The organism is Streptomyces sp. NPDC104313 (assembly GCF_055583985.1).
This window is the reverse complement of record NZ_JBVJMW010000016.1, coordinates 154,311-170,023: the sequence shown is the minus strand read 5'-3', so window position 1 is coordinate 170,023 and position 15,713 is coordinate 154,311. Positions and strand designations below refer to the sequence as shown.

The following is a 15,713-nucleotide window of genomic DNA, read 5'->3' as shown; positions in this document are numbered from 1 at the left end:
CTTGACTCCGCCCACCTTCGGCGCGAAGCGGCAACCGGACTTCCGGACTATATGGTCCCGGCGGCTGTGGTGGTGCTGGACGGGCTGCCGTTGACGGCGAACGGGAAGCTCGACCGCAAGGCCCTGCCCGCCCCCGACTTCAGCGCGAGCGTCGGGGACCGGGCACCCCGTACCCCCCGCGAGGAAGTCCTTGCAGCTCTGTTCGCGGAGGTGCTGGGGCTTGCCCGGGTCGGGATCGACGACAACTTCTTCGAGCTCGGCGGCCACTCCCTCCTCGCCACCCGCCTCACAAGCCGCATCCAGGCGACCTTCGGCATCAAGCACACCATCAGGACCGTCTTCGAGGCGCCCACGGTGTCCGGCCTCGCCGAGCGGCTCAACTCGGACGAGGTCGGCGAGGCGCTCGAAACGCTGCTGCCGTTGCGCCCCCAGGGCAGCCGGACCCCGCTGTTCTGCGTACACCCCGCGGGCGGTCTGAGCTGGTGCTACTCGGGCCTCATGAGCGCTCTCCACCCGGAGTGCCCGATCTACGGCCTACAGGCCCGTGGCATCGCAGGTGAGGAGGCGCGGCCCACCACGCTCAAGGAGATGGCGGCCGACTACGTACATACGCTGCGCAGCGTTCAGCCGGAGGGCCCGTACCGCCTCCTCGGCTGGTCGTACGGCGGCGGCGTCGCCTTCGCCATGGCCGTCCACCTGCGCGAGCTGGGGGAGGAGGTCGATCTCCTCGCGATGCTGGACGCCTACCCCGAGATCCAGTTCGGCGACAAGATCCCCGGTGACCGGGAAGCCCTCAAGGTCCTCCTCGACGACGTCGGCCTCGACATCGACGAGGAGATCAAGGAGACCACCGACCTCACCGAACTCCTCGAACTCATTCGGGCAGAGAGCAGCGTCCTGGCCAACCTCGAAACGGAGCAGATGCGCGGGCTCGTCGACATCGTCATCAACAACATCCATCTCATGGACGCGTACGAGCCCGAGATCTTCGATGGGGACGTCCTCTTCTTCACCGCCACCGCCACCGCCACCGAAGGCAAGGCCGAGGACCGGATGAGCTTCGAGGCGTGGGTGCCGCACGTGACGGGCCGGCTGGAGAACCACCTGCTCGCCTGCGAGCACACGGAGATGACGGAACCCGGACCGTTGCGTGAGATCGGAGCCGTCATCAGCCGGTACCTGTCGCGCCGTTCCTCGCGGTAGCCACTGACCAGGAGACGTACATGAAACTCGCAAACCTCTACGTCAGCGGGCTGGGCACCTACCTTCCGCAGCGGATGAGCAGCCGCCGGGCCATCGAACTCGGCCTGTACGAAGAGATCCTCATGCTGGACTCGGGGGTCACCGGAACCCTCGTCGCCGGCGACACACCACCGGTGGAGATGGCCGTGGCGGCCGCCAAGGAGGCCGTCGAAAGGGCGGGCCGGGACTCGGCGTCCGTGGACCTGCTGGTGCATGCCTGCGTGCTGCGCCAGGGCCCCGAGATGTGGAACCCGGGTGGCTACATCGCTCGGGAGCTGGGCACCGGCAGCATCCCCGCCTTCGAAGTGCGCCAGGGCTGCAACGGTATGCTGGCCGCCTTGGAGTTGGCGGCCGGCCAGCTCCACCTGGACCCTTCGCGCACGACCGCGCTCCTGACCACGTCGGACAACTCCACGTCCTCGAAGTTCGACCGCTGGCGCGGCTACGGACCGGGCACGGTGATCGGTGACGCGGGCAGCGCGATGCTGCTCGACACCGCGGGGGGCTTCGCCCGGGTTCGGTCGGTCAACCACCTCCTGGTCCCCGAGCTTGAGGCGCTTCACCGCGGGGCTGAGCCGTTGTTCGGCGGGGAGGCCCGGGAGACCATCGACATGGTGGAGCGCGCCCGTCACTTCGGGCGCACCGGCCGGTCGCTCGCCGAGGTCAACGAAATCATCGCCAAGCAACAGGGCGAGGTGGCGCGGCGCACCTTGGACGAGGCCGGGATCGGCGTCGCGGACGTCAAGAAGGCCATCTACGTCAACCAGGGCCAGTACCTCGTCGAGCAGTACTTCCTCGAACCCCTCGGGCTTGCGGAGTCCACGTCGACCTGGGACTTCGGCAGGACGATTGGCCATCTGGGGGCCAGCGACCACGTTGTGGCGCTCGACCACCTGGTCACCACCGGACAGCTCGGGCCGGGGGACCACGTCCTGCTCGCGGGCGCGGCACCGGGATTCGTGGTCAGCAGTGCCGTACTCACTATCGGCACCGCCGCTTCATGGGCGATATGAAAATTCTGAGGAGCAAAGAAGAAATGGCCAGTCGGAAGCGCCGAGAGAATTCGGCCGACGCCTTGAAGAGCAGCGCGGAAAGCTCCATTCCGGAGCCGATGACGGAAGGCAGGCCCGAAGCGGCGAAGGGCGCCCCCGTCCCCCCGGCGAAGTACGGCGAGCCTGCTGCCGAGATGACCGGCACGGCGTCGGCGACGCTGCCCGGCGCCGCCGGCCCCGCAATCGCAGTCGTGGGCATGGCCTGCAAGTTCCCGCAGGCCAACGACCTGGCAGAGTACTGGAAGCGACTGTGCGACGGGCACGACAGCATCGTCGAGGTGCCGCCCAGCCGGTTCGACATCGACGAGGTGTACGACCCACGCCCCGGCACCCCGGGCAAGCTCGTCAGCAGGTCGGGCGGATTCCTCGACGGCATCGACGCGTTCGACGCGGACTTCTTCGGCATCGCGCCCCGCGAGGCCCAGCACATGGACCCGCAGCAGCGGCTCCTCCTGGAGACCACCGCGGCAGCGATTGACGACGCCGGGCTCACCAGGGAACGCCTCGCTGCCGGAACCGCCGGTGTGTTCATCGGGTCCATGGGGCGCAACTACTGGGACACGATGAGCCGTTCGGGCGTCCTGGACTTATACGCCAACCCCGGCACCGCCCCCAGCGTCCTGTCGGGGCGGCTCTCCTACGCCTTCGACCTGCGGGGCCCGAGCTTCACGGTCGACACCGCCTGCTCCTCGTCTCTCACCGCCGTCCACCTGGCCTGCCAGAGTCTGCGCAACGGCGAATCGACGGTGGCCCTGGTCGGAGGGGCCAACCTCGTCCTCATGCCGGAGGAGAGCATCACCTTCTCGAACGGGAAGATGCTCTCGCCCGACGGCCGGTGCAAGTTCGCCTCCGCCGACGCGGACGGTTTCGTGCGCAGCGAGGGCATCGGCATCGTCGTGCTCAAGCTCCTCGACGACGCGATCGCGGACGGCGACGCCATCCGCGCGGTTGTCCACGGCTCCGCGACCCTCAATGACGGCCGCAACGGCGGTGCGATGATCGCGCCCGCTCAGTCGGGCCAGGAACAGACCCTGCGCGCCGCCTACCGGGATGCCGGGGTGGACCCGGCCCAGGTCGACTACGTGGAGGCGCACGGCACAGGCACCCGCGTCGGCGACCCGGTCGAGCTGCGCGCCCTGACGGCCGTGCTCGGCGAGGGGCGCCCCGCCGCACAGCCGCTCGTCGTGGGCTCGGTAAAGTCGAACATCGGCCACTGCGAGGGCGCGGCGGGCATCGCGGGCCTCATCAAGACCGTGCTCTGCCTGGAGAACGGGATCATCCCCGCCAGCCTGCACAGCGCCGAGCCGACGCCGGCGATCGACTGGGCGAATGTACCCATCGAAGTCCCGCAGGCGACGCGGACGTGGCCCCAGGACGAGCGGCCCGGGCTCGCGGGCGTGAGTTCCTTCGGGATCTCCGGCACCAATGCGCACATCGTTCTCGGCGCCTACCGCCCCGTCCCGGTCGAGCCCTCGGCGTCGGAGCCGGCGAAGTCCCTGGAGGATGCGGATTCCCCGGTGGCCTCGGGGTCCCTTACGGAGTGCCCGGACAAGGAGACCCCCCGGCTCCTGGTGCTGTCCTCGCACCAGCCGGAGACCCTCCGCGACGTGGTGGGCCGCTACGTGCGCTATCTGGAGCCGGGCGGCGCGGGCAGTGAAATGCCGCTGCGCGACATCGCCTTCAGCGCGGCCACCCGCCGTGAGCACCGCGAGAGCCGCCTCACCGTCGTCGGTACGTCCCACAAGGACATCGCCGACAAGCTCGGCACGTTCCTCGAAGGTGAGGCCACCACGCTGCTGCGGTCGGCCGACGACGTGTACGAGCAGCGTTCCCAGGTGGTGTTCGTCTTCCCTGGCCAGGGCTCGCAGTGGGTCGGTATGGGCCGCGAACTGCTGCGGACGCAGCCCGTGTTCCGGCGCGCGATGGAGGAGTGTGACGCGGCGATCCGGGCCGAGACCGGCTGGTCTGTTATCAAGCGGCTGACGGACGGAGCCGAGCTCGCAGGCGTCGACGTCATCCAGCCGACGCTGTGGGCGATGGAGGTCGCTCTGGCCGCGCTGTGGCGTGCGTGGGGAGTGGAGCCGGACTTCGTCGTCGGCCACAGCATGGGCGAGGCGGCCGCTGCCTGCGTGGCGGGCTCGCTGAGCGTCACGGACGCCGCCGCCGTCATCTGCCGCCGCAGCGCCCTGGCGCAGGAGGTGTCCGGCCGGGGGGTGATGGCCTCCGTCGAGCTCAGCGCCGAGGACGCCGCCCGCGAGCTGGAGCCGTATGCCGACCTCATCTCCGTCGCCGCGATCAACGGCCCGGTTTCCACCATCCTGTCCGGTGACAGGGACGCCATGCGCGAACTGCTGGCCGCGCTCCAGCAGCGCGGGGTCTTCTGCCGTCTGGTGCGGGTCGACTTCGCCTCGCACGGGCCTCAGGTGGAGCCGCTCCGGCAGCCGTTGCTCGACCGGCTGCGGCACCTCACGCCGCGCGCCGGCAGCATCCCGATGTACTCCACCGTCGTCCAGGAACCGCTGGACGGCAGCGGCCTCGACGCCGACTACTGGGCCCGCAACCTGCGTGAGCCCGTGCACTTCGGCCCTGTCATCGAGAAGCTCCTTGCCGCCGGGCCCACCCTGCTCGTCGAGATCAGCCCCCACCCGATCCTCACCCCGGGCATGCGGGAGTATGCCGACCGGACGAACGGCGCGAGCCTCACGGTGGGTTCCACCCGCCGCAACCAGTCCGAATCCGCCACTCTCCTCGACTCGCTCGCCGCGCTCCACCTGAGTGGCCACCCGGTCGGCCTGGGCCCGGTCTTCGAACCCGAGGCACGCTTCACACGACTGCCCGGTCCGGCCTGGCAGCGGCAGACGTACTGGTTCCCCGAGACGCCCGCAGGAACGGTGAGTGCCGCCCGGAGCGGCTCGGCGACCCCGGTCGCGCGAGCCGGTTCCACCGCTGCTGCGCGGGGCGGCCCCGGTGGCGCCCCGCACGGTCATCCTCTGCTGGGGAACCCGGTGGCCGGTAACGGACACGTCTGGGAAGGCCCGCTGGACCTCGAAGGCAACGCCTACCTACGCGACCACCAGGTGCAGGACATCGTGATCGTGCCCGGCACCGCCTCTATCGAGCTGGTGTCCGCCGCGGCCGCCTCCGTCTTCGGTTCGGCCCCCGCGATCCAGGCCATCACGTACCACGAGGGGATCTTCCTGACCCCGGGCGAGGAGCCGCCAGTCCTGCGGGTCGCCCTGGAACAGGCCCCCGACGGGAGCTGGAGCTTCGAGATCGGCACCCGCTACGGTGACGAGGACGCCTACCGGCGGAACGTATCCGGTCACCTTGACCCCGAAGCGCCGGCCGCAGCGGCGGACCGCATGGCGGGTGAGCCCCGCGACGCGGTCCAGGAGCGCAACCGGGAGATCAGCAGCGAGGAGTTCTACCGCCGCTACGCCGCCAAGGGAAACCAGTGGCGTGGAGTCTTCAAGAGCATCACCCGGCTGTGGTGCCGGGACGGTGAGGCGTTCGCCCGCATCGAGATCCCGGAAGCGATCCGGGACGGCGTCCCGCAGCACCTGTTCCACCCCGCGCTGCTCGATGCCTGCGGCCACACCCTGGCGGCGGTGACCGAAGGCGTCGGCTCCGACAGCGAGCACGACGCCTTCGTCCTCGGCGGAATCGACCGCGTCCGCATCCACCGACGCCCGAACGGCCCCCTGTGGAGCCATGCGGTACGCACCGAGGTTCGCGCCGACGCCCTCGTCGGCGACGTCGAGATCCGCGACGAGGACGGTTCCCTGCTCGCCGAGTTCGAGGGTCTGCGACTCCGCTTCCTCATTCCTCAAGAGGCCGGGCGGAACGTGGCCGAGTGGCTCCATGAGGTCGCCTGGCGGGCCGCGCCCCTCGCCGGGAGCGGCCGCCCGCGCCCCGGCTTCTGGCTGCTGTTCGCCGACGCCGGTGACACGGCCGAGGCCCTCGCCGCCCGTATCGGCGGACGCACCATGGTGGTGACTCCGGGAGCCTCCTACGGAAAGCTCGGCGCGAACCGCTACGCTCTCGACCCCGCCTCGGCCGACGGCTACCGTAGGCTCCTTGCCGACGTGCGCCAGGAGACCGGGGGCGTCGAGTGCGAGGGCATCGTGCACCTGTGGGCCCGCGACGCGTGCGACCCGCAGGGGGCGGACGACGATGCTGCGGCCCACGTGGCCTTGGCGGAACGTCTCGGCTGCCACAGTGTTCTGCATCTGTTCCAGGCCCTGGACGTGACGTCGTGGCCCACCACACTGGTGTGGCTCGTCACGGAGGGGGCACAGCACCTGCCCGGCCAAGAGGGAACGGTCTCCGTCGGCCAGTCGATGCTGTGGGGCCTGGGCCGCTCACTGATCCAGGAGTACAGCCAGTGGCGCACGGCCCTCCTCGACCTTCCGGCCGGTACCGGGAGCGGTTGCGCGGACCTGCTGGCCGCCGAGCTGTTGTCCGATGGCACGGGCGGCGCTGAGAACCAGATCGCCTTCCGGGCCGGTCAGCGGTACGTGGCACGGCTCGTGCCGCTCGCACCTTCGGTGTCGCCCGTGCCGGACGCCGCCGCGGGTCCCACGCTTCGTCGCACTGCCGCGAGCCGGGACCGCTTCGCGATCAACACCCGGACGGTGGGTCTCCTCGATCAGCTCGGACCGCTGCCGGCCGAGTACCGTCGGCCTGAGGCGGGCGAGGTGGAGATCCGAGTGACCCACGCGGGGCTGAACTACCGGGACGTGCTGACGGCCATGGGCCGCTACCCCGGTGCGCCCGAAGGCGCGAAGCTCGGCTGGGAGTGCGCCGGTGTCATCACAGCGCTCGGCGAGCGTGTTGCCGGACTGCGGGTCGGCGAAGAGGTCGTCGCCCTCTCGGAGGGGGCCCTGGCCAGCCATGTCGTCACCAACGCCCATGTGGTGAGCAAGATCCCCGCGCGGCTGACTGTCGAGGAGACGCTCACCCTTCCCGCGGCCTACCTCACGGCGTACTACGGTCTGTGCGAGCTGGCGAATCTCGTCCCCGGCGAAAGAGTACTGATCCACTCGGCTACCGGCGGTGTCGGCCTGGCAGCACTACAGATCGCCCGTTGGCGAGGCGCCGAGATCTACGCGACTGCGGGCAGCCCGCAGAAACGCGCGCTGCTGAAGGCTATGGGAGTCAAGCACGTCGCGGACTCCCGCTCCGGTGACTTCGCGGAGTCGATCATGGCCGCGACACGCGGAGAAGGCGTGCACGTCGTCCTCAACTCCCTGGCCGACGAGGCAATACCACAGAACCTCTCCCTGCTCACGCCCTACGGCAGGTACGTCGAGCTGAGTAAGAAGAACCTGATCGAGAACAGCTCCATCGGCCTGCTCCCCTTCGCCAAGAATCTGACGTTCTTCTCGGTGGACGTCATCGACATCTTCCGCAACCGCCCGCAGATGGCCGGAGCGCTGTTGCGGCGAGTGCTCGAGCTCATCGATGGACGAGCGATTGAGCCGCTGCCGTACGAGGTGCACGACATCGGGGACATCGAGTCCGCGTTCCGGCAGATGGCGCGGGCCAAACACATCGGCAAGGTCCTCGTTCGGTTCGATACGGAGGACGGAGCAGGAGACACCGCAAGTGGCGCGGCGGGACGGGCGGCGCTCGTGGCCGCACCCGGGACGGGCGCGATGAAGCCCGCGCCGGACGGCACATATCTGGTCACCGGCGGCCTCGGCGGAATTGGTCTGAAGATCGCGGCCTGGCTGATCGAGCAAGGCGCCAGACACCTCGTGCTCGTCGGCCGCAGCCCGCTGGGTGACCGGGTCGACGAGCTCCGTCGTCTCGAGCGCACCGGTGCGCGGGTGCGGTACTACGCGGTCGACGTGGCCGACGAGGCGGGGATGCGCGACCTGCTGCACGAGCAGGCCCGTCATGGCAGGCCGCCAGTACGAGGCGTCATCCATGCGGCAGGTCTCCTCGACCTGATATCGGCATCCGAACTCGACACTGAGCAAGTCCGTGCCATGGTCCGGCCGAAGGTCATCGGAGCATGGACCCTGCACCGTCTCCTCAAGGAGGAGCAGCTCGACTTCTTCGTACTGTTCTCCTCCGGCTCGGCCATCCTGGGCTCGCCTCGCCTGGGTGCCTACGCCGCTGCCAATGCCGCGCTCGACGCCATGGCGCACTATCGGCGGGACTTGGGACTTCCGGCGCTGTCGGTCAACTGGGGGTTCTGGGACTCCGTGGGCATGGTGGCTCGGTATTCCGAGAAGCATGGGCGAGGGCTGGCCCCCCAGGGCATGGAGACCTTTGCCCCGGCGGAGGGCATCGCTCTGCTCCAGAAACTGTTGGGCGGACCGGCCCGACAAGTAGCCGTTCTGCCTGCGGACTGGGCCCGCTGGAGTACCGCGTATCCCGACGCGGCGAAGGACCCGCTGCTGCGGGAATTGCTCACGGTGGAGCGAGAAGCGAAGCTCGTACGAGTCTCGACAGCTGCGCCGGCCACGACTGTTGCAGAGGCCGTGCCGGTCTCGAAGGTCGCCGCCCCCGCTGTCTCGGGCGAACCCGCAAGTATTCTCAACTACCTGATGCAGCAGATCAGTAGTGCGCTCGGCCTGCCCGTGCAGCGGTTGAACGCCCGTAAGCCGCTCAACCGTCAGGGCCTGGACTCGCTCATGGCCACGGAGGTGCGCAGCAAAATGCGGCGCGAGTTCGGGGTTACCGTGCCGCTTGCGAAAATGCTCAGCGGGCAGAGCATCGTCGACCTGGCAGAATTCATTTCGACAGAGATGAGCCGCGAAAGCTGACGCCTCAACGCGCCAGGGCCCGTCGACTCGCTGAACGTGGGCGCGGCGGCGGCCGTCGCCCCTTCTATGCGGTGGCCACGGGACGCCCGGAGAGCTGAGCACGGGCGGCCCCGGCCGGTGTCCCGGCCGTCAGGACGATCGCGGCGGCTCCTGCACGGCCTGCGCGTGCGTCTCCGTCTGTGTCCGGGGCGTCCCGTACTGCTGCTCGGTCCCGGTCCCGGTCCCGCTGCCGCCCAGCCCGCGAGCCGGCCCCTGACAGCCCTGCGCCGTCGCGATGCCCAGCGCCACCAGCAGCGTCACCACGACGAACACCACCAGCCGCTGACGCAGCAGCCGAGGATTGGCCGGACGCCGCCCCGCCGAGGTCGCGCGCCCCCCGGAGCGGGTCCCCGGCCGGCTGTTCGTCCCGGCCGGGGACCCCTGCCGCTTCCCGGAACGCGTCGTGTCGCGCGAAGCCCGCTGTGGGCGCGAGCCACCGGTGCGCGGCGGGCCCGAACGCGGGGGCACGCCGCGTCTGCTCGGCTGGGGGCGGGAGGCGGACGGGCCCTCCGAGCGGCGGGTGTGCTGGTCGGCGTACGGATCGGCCATCCGGCCGGTCGGCCGGTCGGCGTCCTGGGCGGAGCGCTGGGCGGGCGGCCGGCTCTCGTGCAGCCCCTGCGCCTCGCGCGCCGCGATCTCCTTGAGCCGCATGGACAGTTGGAGCGTGCTCGGCCGCTCCTCGGGGTCCTTCGCCAGACAGGCGCTGATCAGGGGGGCCAGCGCGTCGTGCACTCCGTGGAGCTGGGCCTCCTCGTGCACGACGCGGTACAGCATCACCTCGGAACTGCCGTGCCCGAAGGGGGAGTCGGCCATCGCCGCGTACGCCAGCGTCGCGCCGAGCGAGAAGACGTCCGTCGCGGGCGTCACGGCCGCGCCCCGGACCTGCTCGGGCGCGAGGAACCCGGGCGACCCCACCGCCGTACCGACATGGGTGAGCGTGCTCGCCCCGGTCGCCCAGGCGATGCCGAAGTCGATGATGCGGGGGCCCTTGGGGGAGAGGAGGATGTTCGACGGCTTCAGGTCGCGGTGGACGACTCCCGCCTCGTGCACCGCGACCAGGCCCTCGGAGAGCGCAGCCCCGATCGAGGCGACCTCGGCGGCGGCCAGCGGGCCCTCCTCGGCGACCTTGTCGTGCAGGGAGGGGCCGGGCACGTACTGCGTCGCGAACCACGGGCGGTCCGCCTCCAGATCGGCGGCGACCAGCCGGGCCGTGCAGCCGCCGCGGATCCGCCGGGCCGCCGACACCTCGCGCGCGAACCGCGAACGGAACTCCTGATCCTCCGCCAGGTCGGGCCGGATCACCTTGAGCGCCACCCGCTGGCCGCGCCGGTCGGAGCCGAGGTAGACGACGCCCATGCCGCCCGCGCCGAGCCGCCGGTGCAGCCGGAACGAGCCGACGAGACGCGGGTCCTCGCGCCGGAGCCGCATCATCGCCATCGTCTGCCCATCCCCGCTGCCTGGTCCGCCTGACGAGGCACAGCTTACGTACCCCGCGCCCGGCGCGCTCAGAGGCCGCGCCCTCGCCGGGGATTCGATTGTCGGTGCCGGACGGGACAGGTGAAGAGGGGGCAGAGCAGAGCGGATCCGGGCCCCTCGGCCGGCCGGTCCGCTCAAGGGGCCACTGGGCAAGGGGGATTGGATCACCGCGGGGAACACCGGGGTGCGGCCCTCACGGAGGCCGTGAGGGCCGTCCGGGCCTACGGGGTGGTGGTGCTCCGGGGGCCCCGGCGCGGGGTGGGCCGCCCGCCGGGGATGGTGGGCGTGAGTGAAGTCACCCGGTGCACGCGCCCGCGAGGCCGGCCGGTACGTGCGGGCCGGGCCCGGGCGTCCCCTCCGGGATGACCCCAACCTCCGATGGTCCGTCTCCACCCAGGGGAGTACGTCGATCGACGACGGCTCATCCTCCGGGAGGCCCGGGATTAGGTACGCGGGCATGACGCCCTGTGCTCGCCGGTTACCTAATGTTGAGGTCAAGCGGCGGGCGCAGCACTCGTCCCCCGAGGTCACACGCCTGCCGCTCCCCATCAGGTCAGGAGAGGAACCATGTCGGACACGGCAACGCGGACAATGGTCCGTACGCAGGGACGCAGGGCGTGCGCCGCGTTCGGCACCCGTTCGTCCGCCACCCGGCACCCCTTGGTGGCGACGGCGATGGTCCTTCCCCTGGCGGCTCTGCTCGCGGTCGTCTTCGGCGGCTGGGAAGCGGTGGTCACACAGGCGTCGTCCGTGGCGGTGATGCTGGGGCGCTGAGCGGCGCCCGGGGTCCGGAAGAGCGGTCCGGACCCGCACATCCGGCCAACAGCCCCGTGGGGACGGGGGTGCGGCGGACGGCAGCGTTTGTCCGGTCAGCTGGGGAGCTGACCGGACATCGCGCTGTCCGGGCCCAGGCGTTCCCCGCCGGGCCGGAGCACACCGGGCCGACTGGCCCGGTTCGAAGACCGGAGCTCCGGACCGGTTTCCTGTCGGGCGTTCAGGCCAGGGGCCTGCCCCGGGCTTTCCGGCCCGGGCAGTGGCTTACGGCCCGGGCGGCTCCAGGGTGGCCTCTCGCGCTACCCTCACGGCGGGACCGGTGCCACGGCCGGGCCGGAAAGCCCGGGGGAGCCCTTGACCACCACCCAGACCTCAGTCGTCCATGACCTGGGCACCCTCGCGCATCGCCTCTCCCACCCCGCCAGGGCGCGTTGCGCGTGCGGGCCGCCGCAGGTCCTCGCGGACCGGCCCGACGGCACGGTGGTCCGCAGCGGCGCGATCGTCGCGAAGGCCCACGCCGCCGACACCGACCGCGAGGGGCTGGCGGCCCGGATCGCCCTGGCCGCAGCCCCGCAGCTCACCGGGATCCTGCTCCCGCCGCTCACCGCCCCCGGGCAGTCACTGGCCGCTCCGGGGCCCCCGGAGTCCTCCGGCGGCCCCCAGGACCCGGAACCCTCCGAGCGTTCCACTCCCGCCCCGCGTCCGGTCACCTTCTGGCCGCTCGGTGCGCCCGTCGACCCCACCGACCCCGAGGCGGCCCCCTGGTCCGAGGCCGCAGCGCTGCTCGCCCGTCTCCACCGGACGGAGCCCCCGTTCCGGCTCCCGCCGATGCGTGGACCTGCCAAGGCCGCACGGGCCGTCGCCCGGATGCGCGCCGCCCTCCCCGGCGACCCGGCCGTCCTGCCCGTGCTGGCCGGCTGGCGGGCCCTGCCCCGCTGGGCCCGGGGCGAGAGCCCGGCACCCGCGTGGAGGGCCGGCTTCCTGTGCCACGGAGACCTGCACCTCGGCCAGCTCGTACGCCATCCGGCTCCGGACGGGCCCTGGCTGCTCATCGACGTGGACGACGCGGGGGCGGGCGATCCAGCTTGGGACCTCGGCCGGCCGGCCGCCTGGTACGCCGCCGGACTCCTGGCTCCCGAGGACTGGTCCGCCTTCCTGGCCGCCTACCGCGCCGCCGGGGGGCCCGCGGTACCCGCCGACGGGGACCCCTGGCCCGAACTGGACGTCCCGGCCCGCGCTTTGACGGTGCAGACGGCGGCGCTCGCCCTGGCCAAGTGCGCCGCGGAGCAACGGGATCCGGATGAGCTCGAACTGTTGATGATCGAATCCTGTGCCCGAATCGCTACGTTGCCGCCCGAGTTGGCCGCCGTCCAGGCGTCGTAGGGTGAACGGACCGCCGCCGGGCAGACATTCCGGCGACGGCACAACGAGGGCGAGGAGCCGAGCCGATGATGCAGTGCCCGAAGTGTCACGCGCCGATGAACACCTACAACCGCAACGGCGTTCAGATCGAGCAGTGCAGCGGTTGCCGGGGGATATTCCTCGACTACGGCGAGCTGGAGTCGCTGACCCGCCTGGAGTCCCAGTGGTCCCAGCAGGCTCCGCCCGCGCCCCCCGCCCCGGGGGGCTACCCGGCGGCGCCTGCCGCTCACGCCCCTGCCTGGGGCGCGCCGCAGCACGGTGGGCACGGCGGGCACGGCGGGCACGGCGGGCACCACCGCCAGAAGGGCTTCGGCCGCATGCTGTTCTCGTCCTGAGCGTCCCTCCGTGACCCGGTGGCCACCGTGCCCCCGGGTCACGGAGGGGGACCGTACGACGAAAGAACCCCCGGTCGTGGAGACGACCGGGGGTTCTCGGCTGTGCGCGATACTGGGATTGAACCAGTGACCTCTTCCGTGTCAGGGAAGCGCTCTCCCGCTGAGCTAATCGCGCAGGGGTGAACCTGCGTGTACTGCGTGCGCGATACTGGGATTGAACCAGTGACCTCTTCCGTGTCAGGGAAGCGCTCTCCCGCTGAGCTAATCGCGCGGGGATCCTTGCGGATCGATGATCCTTGCGGACCGGTGGACGATACTGGGATTGAACCAGTGACCTCTTCCGTGTCAGGGAAGCGCTCTCCCGCTGAGCTAATCGTCCTTGGAGGTGGAGACGGGATTTGAACCCGTGTAGACGGCTTTGCAGGCCGTTGCCTCGCCTCTCGGCCACTCCACCAGGGACGGGGGCCCGGGAAAAATCCCCCATCTTCTGCGAGCGGACGACCAGGTTCGAACTGGCGACCTCAACCTTGGCAAGGTTGCGCTCTACCAACTGAGCTACGTCCGCTTGTCTTTTCCGGCCCGCTCACGCGTCCCGGCGACGTGTTGAACTCTAGCGGATTCCTGGGCCAGTACAAAAACGCGTTTGTGCAGCGTGCTGCGGTGGCCTCGCCCCGACGCGGGTCGCCGCACACCGTCCTAGACTCGTTCGCGTGTCCGACCTCGCCCCCTTGGCCCGTTTCGACGGCCTCATCGCCTCCGGTCTGCAGGATGTGACCCACGATCCCGCGGCTCTCGACTCGTCCGGTTTCTGGGCGGTATCCGCTGATTTCGAGGGCCGTATCGTCTGCGCCCGCTTCTCCGACGTGCGTACGGAGGAGGTGCCCCCTCCCCGGCCCGGAGCGTGGCGCGGGCCCGCCACCGGGGACTGGACCTCCTCACTGGACCGTGACGCCTACACGGCGGGCGTGCGGCGGATCCGTGAACACATCGCGGCGGGCGACGTCTACCAGGCCAACCTCTGCCGGGTGCTGTCCGCACCGCTCCCGGGCGGCGGGGCCGGGGCCGACGTCGACGCCCTGACCTCCCTGCTCGCACGCGGCAACCCCGCCCCGTACGCGGGAACGATCCGGCTGCCCGGCCACGGGGTGGAGGTCGCCACCGCGTCCCCGGAGCTCTTCCTCCGGCGCGACGGGCGGATCGTGGAGTCCGGGCCGATCAAGGGCACGGGCCGGACCGAGGACGACCTGCTGGAGAAGGACCACGCGGAGAACGTGATGATCGTGGACCTGGTCCGCAACGACCTGGGCCGGGTCTGCGCCTCCGGGTCCGTGAGCGTGCCCGATCTCTGCGTGGTGGAGAAGCACCCGGGACTCGTCCACCTCGTCTCCAGCGTCCGGGGCCGGCTGGCCGACGGGACGGGCTGGCCCGAGCTGTTCTCGGCGGCCTTCCCACCCGGCTCGGTCACCGGGGCGCCGAAGTCCAGCGCGCTGCGGATCATCGCCGAGCTGGAGCAGGCCCCGCGCGGGCCGTACTGCGGTGCGATCGGCTGGGTCGACGCAGACCGGGGTACGGCCTCGCTCGCGGTGGGGATACGGACGTTCTGGATCGACCGGACCGGGCCCGCGCCGCTGCTGCGGTTCGGCACCGGGGCCGGGATCACCTGGGGATCCGACCCGGATCGCGAATGGGACGAGACCGAGCTCAAGGCCTCCCGGCTGCTCGCTGTAGCGTCGGGTGCGTATCCGGAGACAGGAAGGACCGCGAAATGAGGATCTGGGTCAACGGCGGACTGCGGGACGCCGACGACGCCCGGCTGTCGGTGCTCGACCACGGGCTGACCGTGGGCGACGGCATCTTCGAGACGGTGCGTACGAGCGAGGGGCGCCCCTTCGCACTGACCCGGCACCTCGACCGCCTCACCCGGTCCGCCCGGGGCCTGGGCCTGCCCGATCCGGACCACGACGAGGTCCGCCGCGCCGCAGCCGCGGTCATCGACGCCAATCCCGTCGCCCTGGGGCGGCTGCGGATCACCTGCACCGGTGGGCTGTCCCCGCTCGGCTCGGACCGGGGAACCGACGGGCCGAGCCTCGTGGTCGCCCTCGACGGGGTGAACCGCCGCCCGGACAGTACGGCGGTGATCACCGTCCCCTGGACGCGCAACGAACGGGGCGCGCTCGCCGGCCTGAAGACCACCTCGTACGCCGAGAACGTCGTCGCCCTGGCACGGGCGCGGAAACGGGCCGCGTCCGAGGCGCTGTTCCCCAATACCGCCGACCGCCTCTGCGAAGGCACCGGCTCCAACGTGTTCGTCGTCCTGGACGGCCGAATCCACACCCCGCCGGTGGCCTCCGGCTGCCTCGCCGGGATCACCCGCGCGCTGACCGTGCAGTGGACCGGGGCCGAGGAGACCGATCTTCCGATGGACGTCCTCGCCGAGGCCGACGAGGTCTTCTTGACCTCGACGCTCCGCGACGTGCAGGCGGTGCACCGCCTGGACGACCGCGAGCTGACCCCGGAGATCGGGCCGGTGACGGCGAAGGCCATGCGGATCTTCGCCGAGCGGTCCGGCGACGACCTCGACCCGTAGCGGGCCCCGA

General features: G+C 71.1%; 9 protein-coding genes and 5 tRNA genes. 8 read left to right on the top strand and 6 right to left on the bottom strand.

All coding sequences use genetic code 11. The features are described from left to right. The 3 genes from ACZ60Q_RS30270 to ACZ60Q_RS30260 all read left to right on the top strand — a co-directional run. Window positions 1–1,203, top strand: a 1,203-nt coding sequence (locus ACZ60Q_RS30270; RefSeq protein ID WP_469640749.1) for an alpha/beta fold hydrolase, incomplete at its 5' end; no start/stop codon positions are given. 20 nt (window positions 1,204–1,223) lie between these two features. After that, entirely contained in the window at window positions 1,224–2,255 is a 1,032-nt protein-coding gene (locus tag ACZ60Q_RS30265; RefSeq protein WP_469640748.1) for a ketoacyl-ACP synthase III family protein, read from the top strand. Between the two features lie 23 nt (window positions 2,256–2,278). Then, on the top strand, window positions 2,279–9,070 hold the full coding sequence (locus ACZ60Q_RS30260) for an SDR family NAD(P)-dependent oxidoreductase (protein ID WP_469640747.1): 6,792 nt from the start codon (window positions 2,279–2,281) through the stop codon (window positions 9,068–9,070). A 129-nt stretch (window positions 9,071–9,199) separates the two neighbouring features. Here the strand turns inward: ACZ60Q_RS30260 and ACZ60Q_RS30255 are convergent, their stop codons facing one another. Beyond that, window positions 9,200–10,546 (bottom strand): serine/threonine-protein kinase, encoded by a 1,347-nt coding sequence (locus ACZ60Q_RS30255; protein ID WP_469640746.1) that lies wholly within the window; start codon window positions 10,544–10,546, stop codon window positions 9,200–9,202. Window positions 10,547–11,152: 606 nt separating this feature from the next. On the opposite strand from ACZ60Q_RS30255, the gene ACZ60Q_RS30250 reads away from it, so the two are divergent. The 3 genes from ACZ60Q_RS30250 to ACZ60Q_RS30240 all read left to right on the top strand — a co-directional run bounded on the left by ACZ60Q_RS30250 (window position 11,153) and on the right by ACZ60Q_RS30240 (window position 13,116). After that, window positions 11,153–11,359: a hypothetical protein gene (locus ACZ60Q_RS30250; RefSeq protein ID WP_469640745.1), complete on the top strand. Its 207-nt coding sequence runs from the start codon at window positions 11,153–11,155 to the stop codon at window positions 11,357–11,359. A 354-nt stretch (window positions 11,360–11,713) separates the two neighbouring features. Then, on the top strand, window positions 11,714–12,742 hold the full coding sequence (locus ACZ60Q_RS30245) for a phosphotransferase family protein (protein WP_469640744.1): 1,029 nt from the start codon (window positions 11,714–11,716) through the stop codon (window positions 12,740–12,742). 65 nt (window positions 12,743–12,807) lie between these two features. Further along, window positions 12,808–13,116: a TFIIB-type zinc ribbon-containing protein gene (locus tag ACZ60Q_RS30240; protein ID WP_469640743.1), complete on the top strand. Its 309-nt coding sequence runs from the start codon at window positions 12,808–12,810 to the stop codon at window positions 13,114–13,116. A 103-nt stretch (window positions 13,117–13,219) separates the two neighbouring features. Here the strand turns inward: ACZ60Q_RS30240 and ACZ60Q_RS30235 are convergent. From ACZ60Q_RS30235 to ACZ60Q_RS30215, 5 genes are all read right to left on the bottom strand, one after another. After that, window positions 13,220–13,291 (bottom strand) — tRNA-Val (locus tag ACZ60Q_RS30235). 24 nt (window positions 13,292–13,315) lie between these two features. Next, window positions 13,316–13,387 (bottom strand) — tRNA-Val (locus ACZ60Q_RS30230). A 36-nt stretch (window positions 13,388–13,423) separates the two neighbouring features. Beyond that, window positions 13,424–13,495: transfer RNA gene (locus tag ACZ60Q_RS30225), tRNA-Val, on the bottom strand. Window position 13,496: 1 nt separating this feature from the next. After that, window positions 13,497–13,570: transfer RNA gene (locus ACZ60Q_RS30220), tRNA-Cys, on the bottom strand. 38 nt (window positions 13,571–13,608) lie between these two features. Further along, window positions 13,609–13,681 (bottom strand) — tRNA-Gly (locus tag ACZ60Q_RS30215). A gap of 145 nt (window positions 13,682–13,826) precedes the next feature. Here ACZ60Q_RS30215 and ACZ60Q_RS30210 point away from each other — a divergent pair. Beyond that, window positions 13,827–14,885, top strand: a complete 1,059-nt coding sequence (locus tag ACZ60Q_RS30210; RefSeq protein ID WP_469640742.1) for a chorismate-binding protein — start codon at window positions 13,827–13,829, stop codon at window positions 14,883–14,885. Beyond that, on the top strand, window positions 14,882–15,703 hold the full coding sequence (locus ACZ60Q_RS30205; RefSeq protein ID WP_469640741.1) for an aminotransferase class IV: 822 nt from the start codon (window positions 14,882–14,884) through the stop codon (window positions 15,701–15,703). The genes ACZ60Q_RS30210 and ACZ60Q_RS30205 overlap by 4 nt, the downstream gene beginning before the upstream one ends. Window positions 15,704–15,713: the final 10 nt, after the last annotated feature.